The following is a 14,431-nucleotide window of genomic DNA, read 5'->3' on the forward strand; positions in this document are numbered from 1 at the left end:
CCAGGGCATCGGCACCATCCTGGAGGCCCGCCACCTGGTGCTGCTCGCCACCGGCGAGGGCAAGGCCGAGGCCGTGGCGCAGACCGTCGAGGGCCCCGTCGCGGCGCTCGTGCCGGCCTCCGCGCTCCAGCTGCACCCGCACGCCACGGTCGTGGTGGACGAGGCCGCCGCCTCCAAGCTGAAGCTCGCGGACTACTTCCGCCACACCTTCGCGAACAAGCCCGCCTGGCAGGGGATCTAGACCCGCACGCACCCCCGTGCGCACTCCCCCGTACAGGAAGGGGCCCGGCACCTCGATCCAGGTGCCGGGCCCCTTCGCGTACGGGAGTCCCTCAGGAAGCGGTACCGACCACGGCCTCCGCGGCCGCGCGGCCGCAGACGCGGGCAGCGCCGTGGGTGGCGATGTGCAGGGCCCCACGGGGCTCGGCCTCGTTGAGGCCCATCTCGACCACCACGGTGTCCGGGCGGGCCGCGACGAGGCTGTCCAGGGCCTCCGTCATCCACGGGTGCCGGTGGGCGTCGCGTACCACCGCCACGATCCGCCGGTCCCCCGCGGCGGCGAGGACCGCGTCCACGGAGGAATCGGCGTAGGAGCCGGTCTCCGTGCCGGGCAGCAGTCGCCCGAGTTCGGCGGCGATGCCCCAGGGGGTCTCGTCGCCGACCGCGAAGTTGGCGACGGGCGTGAAGGAGGCCACGTAGGGAGCGCTGGTCATCGGCGTGTACGGCCGCTCCCCCCGGGTCACCGTGAGGGCCCGGCGGGCGGCGACGAGTCCGATGTCGGCGCCGGGCGCGGTCCCCTCCTGCACTGCCGCGCCCGGCACCGTCTCAGCCCCGCCCCTCGCCCGGTGCGACTGGGTCCAGGCCGCCAGGGCGCGCACGCGCGCCGCGGCGTCGGCCAGCCGCTCCTCGGGCAGTTCACCGGTCCGTACCGCGTTCACGAGCGCGTCGCGCAGCCGCAGTACGGTGCCCTCGTCGCACAGCCCGCCGCCGACGCAGATGGCGTCGGCGCCCGCGGCGATGGCGAGGACGGATCCGCGCTCGATGCCGTACGTCGCCGCGACGGCCTGCATCTCCATGCCGTCGGTGACGATCAGCCCCTCGAAGCCCAGTTCCTGGCGGAGCAGACCGGTGAGGATCTGCGGGCTCAGGGTGGCCGGGCGGTGCGGGTCGAGCGCGGAGAGCAGAATATGCGCGCTCATGACCGCTTTGGTACCCGCGGCGACGGCGGCGCGGAAAGGTACCAGCTCACGGGCGTGCAGTGTGGCGAGGTCCACATCGATCCGGGGCAGCGCGTCGTGGGAGTCCACGTTCGTGTCGCCGTGTCCGGGGAAGTGCTTCGTGCAGGCCGCGACCCCGACTCCCTGGAGGCCGTCGACGTACGCCACGGTGTGCCGGGCGACTAGGTCCGGGTCCGGCCCGAAGGACCGGACGCCGATGACCGGGTTCTCGGCGTTGGAGTTGACGTCCGCCGAGGGCGCCCAGTTGAGGTCGACCCCGCACCGGGCGAGCCGGCGGCCGAGCTCGCGGGCCACGGCCCGGGTGAGTTCGACGTCGTCCACGCTGCCGAGCGCGTAGTTGCCGGGGAACGACGAGCCCTGCTTGACCTCCAGGCGGGTGACGTCCCCGCCCTCCTCGTCGATGGCGACGAGGACGTCGTCCCGCTCGGCCCGCAGCTGCGCGGTGAGCGCCGTGAGCTGCTCGGGGCTGACGATGTTCCGGCCGAACAGTCCGACGGAGGACAGGCCCTCGCCGATGCGGCGGAGCAGCCAGTCGGGGGCGGTGGTGCCGACGAAGCCGGGCTGGAGCACGGTGAGCGCGTCACGGGTCAGGGTGTCCGTGCCGTGTACGAGTGTGGTCATGGGGCCCTTATCCCTTCACCGCGCCGGCGGTCATGCCGCCGACGGCCTTGCGCTGGAGGAAGAGGAAGACGACGAGCACGGGAAGTGCGAAGAGCGTGGAGGCGGCCATGGTGGCGCCCCAGTCGCTGCCGAACGCGGTCTGGAACTGGGTCAGCCAGAGCGTCAGGGTCTGCGACTCCTTGTCCTTGTTCAGCATGAGGATCATGGCGAACTCGTTCCAGGCCGTGATGAAGCCGAAGAGCGAGGTCGACATCAGGCCGGGGGCCAGGAGCGGGAAGATCACCTTGCGGAAGGCCTGGCCGCGGGTGCAGCCGTCGATCTGCGCGGCCTCCTCCAGCTCGACCGGGACGGCGGCGATGAAGCCGCGCAGGGTCCAGATCGTGAACGGGAGGACCATGACGAAGTAGACGAGCGTGAGCATCGGAATGCTGTTCAGCATGTCGTTCTCACGGGAGATCATGTACATCGCGATGACCATGACCTCCCAGGGGGCCATCTGCGCCAGCATCACGATGAGGACGATGCCCTTGCGGCCCTTGAACCTCATCCGGGCGATGGCGAAGCTCGCGGCCAGGGCGACGAGGAGGGCGAGCAGCACGGCCCCGATGGTGACCATGAGGCTGTTGGTGACGTACGTCCAGAAGAGGTCGACACCGGTCGCCGTCGTGTAGTTCTCCAGCGTCGGCGTGAAGACGAAGACGGGGTCCTTCGTCATGATCTCGTGCTGCGGCTTCAGCGAGGACGAGAACATCCAGTAGACGGGGAAGACGAACACCACCGCGAGCACGAGGGCGCTGACGTTCTTGGCGACAGTGCCGACCGTGAGCGGCTTCCTGGTGCGCAGTTTCTGCGGAGTCTGGGTGGTGGCGCTCACAGCTCCTCCTCCTGCTTCAGGATCAGGCGGAAGTAGAAGGACATGACCGCGATGAGCATCACGATCGTCAGGATGGAGATGGCGGCGGCGACACCGTAGTGGAACTGGCCGACGCCCTCGATGTAGGCGTAGACCGGGAGGGTCTCGGAACCGCGGTCGGGGCCGCCCTGGTTCATGGCGTAGACCTGGGCGAACGCCTTGAAGATCCAGATGATCTCCAGGAAGGTCGTGATCATGAAGAAGGACTTCAGGTTCGGGAAGACCACGGCCCAGAAGGTCCGCCAGCCGCTGGCGCCGTCCATCTTGGCGGCCTCGTACAGCTCGGTCCCGACGGTGGTCAGGCCGGCGTACATGTTGAGGGCGACGAAGGGGACGGAGCCCCAGACGAGCAGGAGCAGGATGATGACCAGGGTGGAGAAGCCGGTCTCGAACCAGTTGTGCTGCTCGTAGCCGGAGAAGCCGAGCGTGCGCATCACCCAGTTGGCGACGCCGAACTGCTCGTCGAAGAGCCAGCGGAAGACCGTGACGGAGGCGACGATCGGCATGGCCCAGGCGAACATCAGGGACAGCGAGAGGACCAGGCGCATCTTCTTGCCGAGCCGGTTCAGGAGCAGTCCGATGCCGGTGCCGATCGCCATGATGAGGGCGACGTTGACGGCCGTGAAGACGACGCTTCGGACGACGACGGTCCAGAAGTGCGAGTCGCCGAGGAGCTCGGTGTAGTTGTCGAAGCCGGTCCACACCGTCTCGCGGGTGATGAACTCCTTCCGGTTGAGCTGCTGGAAGGAGAGGATCACATTGCGGATCAGCGGGTAGAGCAGGAGCGCCGCCATCGACAGCAGGGCCGGCGCGACGAGCAGGTACGGCAGCAGCCCGCTGGGCAGGGAGCGTCTGCCGCGTGGAGGCTGAAGGACTTCCTTCGGGCCCGAAGAAGGTGGCGGAGTCTGGGACTTTCCTGCCGCCCTTCCGGGCGCGTCCTGAGGATCGGCGGTCGCCGTCCCCTGGGAGTCCACGGTCATGGTCTTATTCCTCGCGGTTCTGGGGCTCCCGCGCCCACCGGGGCGCGGCCCGGGGGAGCGGGCCGCTGATCACTGCATCACTGCACAACGCCCGGTGGTGCGGCCGGTGCGATACCGGCCGCACCACCGGGCTACGGGTTACTGCTGGTTGATGCGCTCGTTGATGACCTTGTCGGCCGCCTCGCCGGCCGCCTTGGCGTCCTCACCCTTGAGGACCTTGGTCATGTAGTCCTTGATCGGGTTCGGGGCGGTCTCGACGTTCGCCCAGCCCGGGGTCACCGGGGTGACCTTGCCGGAGGCGGAGGAGAGGGCCATGGCCTCGGCGAAGGAGCCGGCGGCGGGCTTGAACTGCGCGGCGTCGGTGTTCGGAAGCAGCGCACCCTCGGTGGCGGCGGCGTACTTCGTCATGAAGTCCTTGCCGGCGGCGAGGGCCAGCCACTCCTTCGCGAGCTCCTTGTTCTGGGAGCGCTCGGCGATGGCGAGGTTCGAGCCGCCGAGGAAGACGGAGCCGGGCTTGTCGGCGGTCTTGCCCGGGATCGGGAAGTAGCCGAAGTCGGCGGTCTTGCCGGCCTTCTTCATGGCGTCGATCGCGCCGCCGGCCTCCCAGCCGAGACCGATCCAGGACGCCACGCCGCCCTTGGGGACGACGTCGGTGGACTGCTGCGGGGTCGCCTCGTCCTTGTCCTTGGGAGCGGTCGAGTAGGACGCCAGCTCCTTGTAGAAGTTCATGGCGGCGGCGGCCTCGGGGGAGGACAGGTTGCCCTTCCACTTGTCGCCGTCCTTGACCGCGAGGTCGCTGCCCTCGTCCCAGATGAGACCCGCGAGGACGTACCAGCTCTGGCCGGGCAGGTAGATCGCCTGGCTCTTGGGGTCGGAGGCCTTGAGCTTCTTCAGGCCCTCGATCCACTCGGCGCGGGTCTTCGGCGGGGTGACGCCGGCCTTCTTGTAGGCCGCCTTGTCGTAGACGACGACGCGGTTGGCGGCGTACCACGGGGCGGAGTAGAGCTTGCCGTCCAGCTCGTTGGAGGCGACCATGCCCTTGTTCCAGGCGTCGTAGCCGAGCGTGGCCTTGTCGCCCGTCAGGTCGGCGAGACCGCCGGTGACCGCGTAGCCGGCGGTCTGGGTGTTGCCAAGCTCCAGGACGTCCGGCGGGGTGTCCTCGGAGAGGGCGGTGGTGACCTTCTCCTGGATGCCGTTCCAGATCTGCTTCTCGACCTTGACCTTGACGCCCGGGTGCTTGGCCTCGAAGGCCTTGTTCACCTCGGCCATCCACGCGTCCGGAGCGGAACCGTCCATGACCCAGACGGTCAGGGTCTTGTCGCCGCCGGCGGACGCCTTGCCGCCGTCCTTGCCCTTGTCACTGTCCGAACCGCACGCAGCGATAGAGACCATCATGCCTGCGACGCCGATCGCCGCGATGAGCTTGCGCTTCACGCCACCCTCCTCAGGGATGCCTGCAACCCCTGCCCACCGCGCGAAGACATACGTCAGGTAGTGCTCGTGGGGCTGGGACCTGGTCTTTAATGGTTTAGACCAGTACCCGGAGCTTGGCCTAGACCTTTAGGGGTGTCAAGGGTGTATAAGAAGGGCAGTCGGGTCCGTTATCGGACCGACACCTGAGGGAGGGCGACGACCCGTGACCGGTCCGTGCCACCATGTGAGCCGCGACAGACGGAGGAGCCGGTGACGGCAGCAGCACAGGAGTCGGGAAGGCAGGCCATGGCCACGGACGCGGGCAGCACGGAGACGGAGGGTGGGACACCCACCCGCACCGCGCGCGTGCCCAAGTACTACCGACTGAAGCGGCATTTGCTCGACATGACGGACACCCTGCCGCCCGGCACGCCGGTCCCGCCCGAGCGCACTCTCGCCGCCGAGTTCGACACCTCGCGCACCACCGTGCGCCAGGCCCTCCAGGAGCTGGTCGTCGAGGGCCGCCTGGAGCGCATCCAGGGCAAGGGCACCTTCGTGGCCAAGCCCAAGGTCTCCCAGGCCCTGCAACTCACCTCCTACACGGAGGACATGCGCGCCCAGGGCCTCGAACCGACTTCGCAACTCCTCGACATCGGTTACGTCACCGCCGACGACACGCTCGCCGGACTGCTCGACATCTCCACCGGCGGCCGGGTGCTCCGCATCGAGCGCCTGCGGCTCGCGAGCGGCGAGCCGATGGCGATCGAGACCACCCATCTGTCGGCGAAGCGCTTCCCCGCGCTGCGCCGGTCGCTGGTCAAGTACACCTCGCTGTACACCGCGCTCGCCGAGGTCTACGACGTGCACCTCGCCGAGGCCGAGGAGACCATCGAGACCTCCCTCGCCACCCCGCGCGAGGCCGGACTGCTCGGTACGGACGTGGGCCTGCCGATGCTGATGCTCTCCCGCCACTCCCTCGACGGCCAGGGCGAGCCGGTGGAGTGGGTGCGGTCCGTCTACCGCGGCGACCGGTACAAGTTCGTGGCGCGCCTGAAGCGCCCCAACGGCTGAGCGGATCCGCACACCGAACAAGGGGGTCGCCGGAAATTCGGCGACCCCCTTGTTTCGCATGTCCGGAACTTCCGTGGGGCAATCACATCCGTTATACGGACGGGGGTTCCGTGGAGCTGAGGCGTCCCCTAGATTTCCCCACCATTACCAAGGTGATCAGCGAGGGGACGAGGCACGATGCCAGAAGTGACACAAGGGAAACAAGGGAATCAAGGGACCATCACGCCCCTGCGGGTGGTTATCGCACTCTGCCTGTTCGCGCCGTTCGTGGCGATGCTCTGGGTGAGCTCCTACGCGAAGACCGAGCCGCTCTTCGCGGGCATTCCGTTCTTCTACTGGTACCAGATGCTCTGGGTGCTGATCTCCACCGCGCTCACCATGGTCGCGTACAAGCTGTGGCAGCTGGACCAGCGCGCCCGCAAGGGAGGTGACGCGCGATGAAGGACGGCGTGAACGGCGTCGCACTCGCCGTCTTCATCTTCTTCTTCCTGGCCGTCACGGTCATGGGCTTCCTCGCCTCGCGCTGGCGCAGGGCCGAGAACGAGAACAGCCTCGACGAATGGGGCCTGGGCGGCCGGTCGTTCGGCACCTGGGTGACCTGGTTCCTGCTCGGCGGCGACCTCTACACCGCGTACACCTTCGTCGCCGTCCCGGCGCTCATCTACACGGCGGGCGCGGCCGGCTTCTTCGCCGTGCCGTACACGATCCTGGTCTACCCGCTGATCTTCACCTTCCTGCCGCGCCTCTGGTCGGTCTCGCACAAGCACGGCTACGTCACCACCTCGGACTTCGTGCGCGGCCGCTTCGGCTCCAAGGGCCTCTCCCTCGCGGTGGCGGTCACCGGCATCCTCGCCACCATGCCGTACATCGCGCTCCAGCTCGTCGGCATCCAGGCCGTCCTGGACGTGATGGGCGTCGGCGGCGGCGAGGACACCCACTGGTTCATCAAGGACCTGCCGCTGCTCATCGCCTTCGGCGTCCTCGCGGCGTACACGTACTCCTCGGGTCTGCGCGCCCCCGCGCTCATCGCCTTCGTCAAGGACACCCTGATCTACATCGTCATCGCGGTGGCGATCATCTACATCCCGATCAAGCTGGGCGGCTTCGACGAGATCTTCGCCAAGGCGGGCGAGGCGTACGCGCAGACCAACGAGGCGACCGGAAAGCCGCGCGGCTCGCTCGTGCCCGGTGACGCCGGCCAGTGGACGTACGCGACGCTCGCGCTGGGCTCGGCGCTCGCGCTGTTCATGTACCCGCACTCCATCACGGCGACCCTGTCGTCCCGGAGCCGTGAGGTCATCCGCCGCAACACCACGATCCTGCCGCTGTACTCGCTGATGCTGGGCCTGCTCGCGCTGCTCGGCTTCATGGCGATCGCCGCCGGGATCCAGGTGAAGAACGGACAGCTCGCCATCCCGCAGCTCTTCGAGACGATGTTCCCCGACTGGTTCGCGGGCGTCGCGTTCGCCGCGATCGGCATCGGCGCGCTCGTGCCCGCCGCGATCATGTCGATCGCCGCGGCCAACCTCTTCACCCGCAACATCTACAAGGACTTCATCAAGAAGGACGCCACCCCGGCGCAGGAGACGAAGGTCTCCAAGCTGGTCTCGCTCCTCGTGAAGGTCGGCGCGCTCGCCTTCGTCCTCACCATGGACAAGACGGTAGCGATCAACTTCCAGCTGCTCGGCGGCATCTGGATCCTGCAGACCTTCCCCGCCCTCGTCGGCGGCCTGTTCACCCGCTGGATGCACCGCTGGGCGCTGCTCGCCGGCTGGGCCGTCGGCATGATCTACGGCACGGTCGCCGCGTACGGCGTCGCCAGCCCGACCCAGAAGCACTTCGGCGGCCACTCCACCGAGATCCCGGGCATCGGCGAGATCGGCTACATCGGTCTCACCGCCTTCGTCCTGAACCTCGTCGTCACCGTCGTCCTCACCTTCGTCCTCAAGGCCGTCAAGGCCCCCGAGGGCGTCGACGAGACCTCCCCTTCGGACTACACGGCGGACGCCGGCGACAAGGGCGTGCAGACCGAGATGCCGAAGCTCGGCGCCGACACCCACTGACCGCCCGCTCACGACCTCACGAAGGCCGTCCCGCCTCCCTCCGGGGGCAGGACGGCCTTCGCCGTTCTGGGAGCCGGCGGCCGGTCGGAGGCACACTGCCCTCATGGACTTCACGATCAGGGCGGTACGGCCCGAGGAGTACGAGGCGCTCGGCGAGCTGACCGCAGGGACCTATCTGAACGACGGGCTGCTGAAGTACGGGGCGGAGGACTTCTATCTGGAGGTGCTCAGGGACACGGCACGCCGGGCGCGCGAGGCCGAGGTGCTCGTCGCCGAGGAGGCCGACGGGCACCTCATCGGCGGGGTGACCTTCGCCACCGGGGGCACCCCCTGGGCGGACATCGCGGTCGCCGGCGAGGCCGAGTTCCGAATGCTCGCGGTCACCCCCGACGCCCGCGGCAGGGGCGTCGGAGAAGCCCTCGTACGGGCCTGCGTGGAGCGCGCACGGGCCCTCCCCGGGTGCGCGCGCCTCGTGCTCTCCACGGACGCGAAGATGGTCTCGGCGCACCGGATATACGAGCGCCTCGGCTTCGTCCGCACCCCGCACCGCGACTGGGACCCCATCCCCGACCACACGCTGAGGACCTACGCCCTGGAGTTCTGAGCCGCCGGGCGACACAACATGTGGGGGGTGCCAAGAGCGGTGCCCCCCACATGTATGCTCGACCTCGCTGTCGACGCAGGGGAATCCGGCGCGAATCCGGAACTGTCCCGCAACGGTGTGCTTCGTACGGATACGACGATTTTCGTACGACGTGAGTCCGAGGACCTGCCGACAGCGCACCCGGTCCGTCCGTTCCGGGTGCCACTGACGTCCGGGCCTCGCGGAGTGGGCCGGTGGAAGCGTCGCGTCCGGCGTTACGGATGCCCGCCTGCCCGCCTTCCCCCGCCGCGGCCCCGAGCCGAGCGAGGGAGAGCCCCCACGTGACCATCGCGCCCGCCGATCCGGCTTCCGCCGAGGTTTCCGCGGTCGAGAGCGACGGCCCCGGGACCGTACTGCTGCGGACCCTGACCGACCTCACCGCCGATCTCCCCGACACCGACCCCGGCAAGGTCGCCGCCGCCGCGCTCCGCGGCCGCAGCGCCGCGTCGGACGAGGCGGAGCTGCGCGAGCTGGCCACCGAGGCGGCCGCCGGCCTGATCGCCGAGGACCCCGCGTACTCCCGGCTCGCCGCCCGGCTCCTGACGGTCACCATCGCCGACGAGGCGGCCGGCCAGGGCGCGGTCTCCTTCTCCGCCTCCGTCGCCACCGGTCACCGCGAGGGCCTGATCGCCGACCGCACCGCCGAGTTCGTCGCCCTGCACGCGGCCCGGCTCGACGCGACGATCGACCCGGCGGGCGACGACCGCTTCGGCTACTTCGGTCTGCGCACCCTCTACTCGCGCTACCTGCTGCGCCACCCGATCACCCGCAAGGTCATCGAGACGCCGCAGCACTTCATGCTGCGCGTCGCCTGCGGCCTGGCCGAGGACGAGAGCGTCCGCGCGCTCGACGAGGTGGTCGCCCTGTACGGCCTGATGAGCCGTCTGGACTACCTCCCCTCCTCCCCCACGCTCTTCAACTCCGGCACCCGCCACCCGCAGATGTCCTCCTGCTACCTGCTCGACTCCCCGCAGGACGAGCTGGACTCCATCTACGACCGCTACCACCAGGTGGCGCGCCTCTCGAAGCACGCGGGCGGCATCGGTCTCTCGTACTCCCGCATCCGCGCCCGCGGCTCGCTGATCCGCGGCACCAACGGGCACTCCAACGGCATCGTGCCGTTCCTGAAGACCCTCGACGCCTCCGTCGCCGCCGTGAACCAGGGCGGGCGCCGCAAGGGCGCCGCCGCCGTCTACCTGGAGACCTGGCACGCGGACATCGAGGAGTTCCTGGAGCTCCGCGACAACACGGGCGAGGACCAGCGCCGTACGCACAACCTGAACCTGGCGCACTGGATCCCGGACGAGTTCATGCGCCGGGTCAACGCGGACGCCGACTGGTCGCTGTTCTCCCCCGCGGACGTGCCCGAGCTCGTCGACCTGTGGGGCGAGGAGTTCGACGCCGCCTACCGCGCCGCCGAGGCGAAGGGCCTGGCCCGCAAGAGCATGCCGGCCCGTGACCTGTACGGCCGGATGATGCGGACCCTGGCCCAGACCGGCAACGGCTGGATGACCTTCAAGGACGCCTCGAACCGGACGGCCAACCAGACCGCCGAGCCCGGCACCGTCGTCCACTCCTCGAACCTCTGCACCGAGATCATCGAGGTGACGAACGACGGCGAGACGGCCGTCTGCAACCTGGGCTCGGTCAACCTGGGCTCGTTCGTGGACGCCTCGACCCAGGACATCGACTGGGAGCGCCTCGACGCCACCGTCAGCACGGCCGTCACCTTCCTCGACCGGGTCGTCGACATCAACTTCTACCCGACCGAGCAGGCGGGCCGCTCCAACGCCCGCTGGCGGCCGGTCGGCCTGGGCGCCATGGGCCTCCAGGACGTCTTCTTCCAGCTGAAGCTGCCGTTCGACTCGGCGGAGGCCCGCGCCCTGTCGACGAAGATCGCCGAGCGCATCATGCTGGCGGCCTACGAGGCCTCCGCCGACCTCGCCGAGCGCAGCGGCCCGCTGCCGGCCTGGGACAAGACCCGTACGGCCCGTGGTGTCCTGCACCCCGACCACTACGACGTCGAGCTGAACTGGCCGGAGCGGTGGGCGGCGCTGCGCGCCCGCATCGCGTCGACCGGCATGCGCAACTCCCTGCTCCTCGCCATCGCGCCGACGGCGACGATCGCCTCGATCGCGGGCGTCTACGAGTGCATCGAGCCGCAGGTCTCCAACCTGTTCAAGCGCGAGACGCTGTCCGGCGAGTTCCTCCAGGTCAACTCCTACCTGGTCGACGAGCTGAAGCGGCTCGGCGTGTGGGACGCGCAGACCCGTGACGCGCTGCGCGACGCCAACGGCTCCGTGGCCGGCTTCACCTGGGTCCCGGCCGAGGTGCGCGAGCTGTACCGCACGGCGTGGGAGATCCCGCAGCGCGGTCTGATCGACATGGCCGCCGCCCGTACGCCGTTCCTGGACCAGTCGCAGTCGCTGAACCTGTTCCTGGAGACGCCGACGATCGGCAAGCTGTCGTCGATGTACGCGTACGCCTGGAAGCAGGGTCTGAAGACGACGTACTACCTGCGTTCCCGCCCGGCGACCCGGATCGCCCGCGCCGCGCAGGCGTCGACGGCCGCCGCCACCATTCCCGTACAGCAGGCGACCCCCGACGCGGACGCCCTCGCCTGCTCCCTCGAAAACCCCGAGTCCTGCGAGGCCTGCCAGTAATGAGCACCAGCGACAACAAGAACCTCCTCGACCCGGGCTTCGAGCTGACCCTGCGTCCGATGCGTTACCCGGACTTCTACGAGCGCTACCGGGACGCCATCAAGAACACCTGGACCGTGGAGGAGGTCGACCTCCACTCGGACGTCGCCGACCTCGCCAAGCTCACGCCGGGTGAGCAGCACATGATCGGCCGCCTGGTCGCGTTCTTCGCGACGGGCGACTCGATCGTCTCGAACAACCTGGTCCTGACGCTGTACAAGCACATCAACTCCCCGGAGGCGCGCCTGTACCTGTCGCGCCAGCTGTTCGAGGAGGCCGTGCACGTCCAGTTCTATCTGACGCTGCTCGACACGTACCTGCCCGACCCGGCCGACCGCGCCGCCGCGTTCGACGCGGTCGAGGAGATCCCGTCCATCCGCGAGAAGGCGCAGTTCTGCTTCAAGTGGATGGACTCGGTCGAGAAGATCGAGAAGCTGGAGACGGCCGCCGACCGCCGCCGCTTCCTGCTGAACCTGATCTGCTTCGCCGCGTGCATCGAGGGCCTGTTCTTCTACGGCGCCTTCGCGTACGTGTACTGGTTCCGGTCCCGCGGTCTGCTGCACGGTCTCGCGACCGGCACCAACTGGGTGTTCCGTGACGAGACGATGCACATGAACTTCGCCTTCGAGGTCGTGGACACCGTCCGCAAGGAGGAGCCGGAGCTCTTCGACGACGCGCTCCAGCAGCAGGTCACCGACATGCTGCGGGAAGCCGTCGAGGCGGAGCTGCAGTTCGGCCGCGACCTGTGCGGCGACGGCCTGCCCGGCATGAACACCGAGTCGATGCGCGAGTACCTCCAGTGCGTCGCCGACCAGCGCCTCCAGCGCCTCGGTTTCCCCCCGGTGTACGGCTCGGAGAACCCGTTCGCGTTCATGGAGCTCCAGGGCGTCCAGGAGCTCACGAACTTCTTCGAGCGCCGCCCGTCCGCCTACCAGGTGGCGGTCGAGGGCTCGGTGGACCTGGACGAGGACTTCTGACCCGTACGGACACGAGAAGGGCCCCGCACTCCTGGAGTGCGGGGCCCTTCTCGTCGGGCGGGTCAAGCGTGCGGGCGGGGTCAGGCGTTCGGGACGACCTCGTACCTCGGGGTGCCCTCTTCCATCTGGCGCAGGGCGTCCTTGCGGTCGCGCTTGGAGAGGCGGTCGATGTACAGGTAGCCGTACAGGTGGTCCGTCTCGTGCTGGAGGCAGCGGGCGAAGTAGCCGGTGCCACGCACCTTGATCGGGTTGCCCTGGGCGTCCTGGCCGTGGACCTCCGCGTAGTCGGGGCGGGCCAGCTCGGCGTACGCGGTCGGAACGGAGAGGCAGCCCTCGTTGGACTCGTCGAGGACGCGCCGGTCGGCCGGAAGCTCCTGGAGGACCGGGTTGACCACGACGCCCGTGTGCCGGACGCCCTCGTCGTCGGGGCAGTCGTAGACGAAGACCTTCAGGTCCACGCCGATCTGGTTGGCGGCCAGGCCCACGCCCTCGGCGGCCTTCTGGCTGGCGAACATGTCGTCGATGAGGGACGCGAGCTTGTCGTCGAACTCGGTGACGTCCTTGCACTCCCGGTGGAGCACGGGGTTGCCGACGACGGTGATCGGGCGGGCCGTGCCACGCTCGCGGTACGCGAGCTCGCGCGCCTCGCAGTCCTCCGTGTCCACGACGAATCCGTCGTTTCCGTCGTTGAGCTGCTCGTCAGTGTCCTGCTGCGTCATGTCCGGCGCGTGCCTTCCTCGGAACCCCAGTAAACGATCCCGTACAGCCTACGGGCAGTGGTCAGCAGACCTCTTCCAGATCGCGCCACTCACGGCTGTCCGGGCTGTCCGCCACCCAGCCGTCGAGGAGTCCGCGCACCAGGCCGGCCGGGGCCGCGAGGCCGCACTCCCGCTCCGGCACCCACAGCTCGCCGGGCGAGCGGTGGCCGAGCGGCCCGGGGTGTCCCGGCTCGCTGTGGTCGTGCGGGTCGGAGTGCTCGCCCTCGCCCTCGGCACTGGGCATGGTCGACTCGGAGCAGGCACGGCAGAGCAGCCGCACGGAGGACGACCAGTCCTCGGCGGCGAAGCCCGCCTCCGCGGCGAGCTGCTCCAGGGCGTCCCGGTCGGCCTCGGTGGCGGCCTCCAGGAGGACGACCCAGGTGGGTACGGGTGAGGGCGCCCACAGCTCGATCTCGTCGAAGACCGGGTAGGAGGGGCCTGCGGTGGTGGTCCGCTCGCCGTTCGGCACCCCGTCGTGGAGGACGACCTCGCCCCAGCGCCGTCCGGAGGACGGCAGCGGGATGGAGAGGACCTCGATCCGGGCCGGGTCGAGCCTGCGGCCCCACACGACCTCGGCCTCGCCCTCGGGCGAGAGGCGGACGGCGGCGCTGCCCAGCTCCATCCCGGCGGGCTCGCCGGTGCCCGCGGCGGCGCCGGGGACCTTGAGGCCGTACGCCTGCCAGGCGCGGCGGGCCAGGGGCCAGTCCTGGAGGGCGGTGGCGGCGATGCCGACGTTCCACCAGTCGGGGGCGCCGGTCTCCTTGTCGAGCAGCGCGACCGCGCGGAGCCCGGCGGCCCGCGCCTGCTCCCAGTCGTGCCGGAACTTGTGCAGCAGCGCCAGGTTGAACCAGGACTCCGAGAGCCAGGGTTCCAGGTCCGCCGCGCGCGTGAGGAGCGCGCCCGCGTCCTCGTACCGGCCGTCGCCGATCAGCGTGAACGCGCGGTCGGTGGCCTGCCGCCACGAGGCGGAGGGCCGATGCCGTACCTTCCCGAAGATCTTCACGATTCCCGCCTGCCGGTCGCTTCACCCTCTTGTTCGCATCCAACCATGC

At 69.4% G+C, this 14,431-nt stretch carries 12 protein-coding genes, 1 pseudogene and 1 riboswitch; of the genes and pseudogenes, 7 read left to right on the top strand and 6 right to left on the bottom strand.

Going from position 1 to position 14,431, the window contains the following annotated elements:
• Positions 1-241, top strand: a pseudogene (locus tag IO20_RS0120620) (glucosamine-6-phosphate deaminase); the annotation flags it as partial.
• Between the two features lie 91 nt (positions 242-332).
• Here the strand turns inward: IO20_RS0120620 and IO20_RS0120625 are convergent.
• The 4 genes from IO20_RS0120625 to IO20_RS0120640 form a co-directional block, all read right to left on the bottom strand.
• Entirely contained in the window at positions 333-1,859 is a 1,527-nt protein-coding gene (locus IO20_RS0120625; protein WP_030548411.1) for a glycoside hydrolase family 3 protein, read from the bottom strand.
• Between the two features lie 7 nt (positions 1,860-1,866).
• Positions 1,867-2,733 (bottom strand): carbohydrate ABC transporter permease, encoded by an 867-nt coding sequence (locus IO20_RS0120630; protein WP_078623429.1) that lies wholly within the window; start codon positions 2,731-2,733, stop codon positions 1,867-1,869.
• The gene (locus tag IO20_RS0120635; protein ID WP_030207372.1) at positions 2,730-3,752 is read right to left on the bottom strand and encodes a carbohydrate ABC transporter permease; all 1,023 of its coding nucleotides are present in this window, start codon (positions 3,750-3,752) and stop codon (positions 2,730-2,732) included. The genes IO20_RS0120630 and IO20_RS0120635 overlap by 4 nt, the downstream gene beginning before the upstream one ends.
• Before the next feature lie 138 nt (positions 3,753-3,890).
• Positions 3,891-5,186 carry an extracellular solute-binding protein gene (locus IO20_RS0120640; RefSeq protein ID WP_030548413.1) on the bottom strand — a complete coding sequence of 432 codons (1,296 nt, stop codon included), beginning with the start codon at positions 5,184-5,186 and terminating at the stop codon, positions 3,891-3,893.
• A gap of 285 nt (positions 5,187-5,471) precedes the next feature.
• Between IO20_RS0120640 and IO20_RS0120645 the strand changes: the two genes are divergently transcribed.
• From IO20_RS0120645 to IO20_RS0120670, 6 genes are all read left to right on the top strand, one after another.
• Positions 5,472-6,236 (top strand): GntR family transcriptional regulator, encoded by a 765-nt coding sequence (locus IO20_RS0120645; RefSeq protein ID WP_030207378.1) that lies wholly within the window; start codon positions 5,472-5,474, stop codon positions 6,234-6,236.
• A 177-nt stretch (positions 6,237-6,413) separates the two neighbouring features.
• The gene (locus IO20_RS0120650) at positions 6,414-6,677 is read left to right on the top strand and encodes a DUF3311 domain-containing protein (RefSeq protein WP_063761386.1); all 264 of its coding nucleotides are present in this window, start codon (positions 6,414-6,416) and stop codon (positions 6,675-6,677) included.
• Positions 6,674-8,299 (top strand): monocarboxylate uptake permease MctP, encoded by a 1,626-nt coding sequence (gene mctP / locus IO20_RS0120655; RefSeq protein ID WP_030548418.1) that lies wholly within the window; start codon positions 6,674-6,676, stop codon positions 8,297-8,299. The genes IO20_RS0120650 and mctP overlap by 4 nt, the downstream gene beginning before the upstream one ends.
• A 103-nt stretch (positions 8,300-8,402) precedes the next feature.
• Complete coding sequence (locus IO20_RS0120660) at positions 8,403-8,903, top strand: GNAT family N-acetyltransferase (RefSeq protein ID WP_030548420.1); 501 nt, start codon at positions 8,403-8,405, stop codon at positions 8,901-8,903.
• Positions 8,904-8,957: 54 nt separating this feature from the next.
• Positions 8,958-9,090, top strand: a riboswitch (cobalamin riboswitch).
• 133 nt (positions 9,091-9,223) lie between these two features.
• Entirely contained in the window at positions 9,224-11,605 is a 2,382-nt protein-coding gene (locus tag IO20_RS0120665) for a ribonucleoside-diphosphate reductase subunit alpha (RefSeq protein WP_030548421.1), read from the top strand.
• Positions 11,605-12,621 carry a ribonucleotide-diphosphate reductase subunit beta gene (locus IO20_RS0120670; protein WP_030548422.1) on the top strand — a complete coding sequence of 339 codons (1,017 nt, stop codon included), beginning with the start codon at positions 11,605-11,607 and terminating at the stop codon, positions 12,619-12,621. The genes IO20_RS0120665 and IO20_RS0120670 overlap by 1 nt, the downstream gene beginning before the upstream one ends.
• Before the next feature lie 80 nt (positions 12,622-12,701).
• On the opposite strand, the gene def is transcribed toward IO20_RS0120670, so the two are convergent.
• On the bottom strand, positions 12,702-13,340 hold the full coding sequence (gene def, locus IO20_RS0120675) for a peptide deformylase (protein ID WP_030548423.1): 639 nt from the start codon (positions 13,338-13,340) through the stop codon (positions 12,702-12,704).
• A 61-nt stretch (positions 13,341-13,401) separates the two neighbouring features.
• On the bottom strand, positions 13,402-14,382 hold the full coding sequence (locus tag IO20_RS0120680) for a tetratricopeptide repeat protein (RefSeq protein ID WP_030548424.1): 981 nt from the start codon (positions 14,380-14,382) through the stop codon (positions 13,402-13,404).
• Between the last annotated feature and the right edge of the window lie 49 nt (positions 14,383-14,431).

The sequence above is a fragment of the Streptomyces exfoliatus genome (assembly GCF_000725545.1).
Classification (GTDB): Bacteria; Actinomycetota; Actinomycetes; order Streptomycetales; family Streptomycetaceae; genus Streptomyces; species Streptomyces exfoliatus.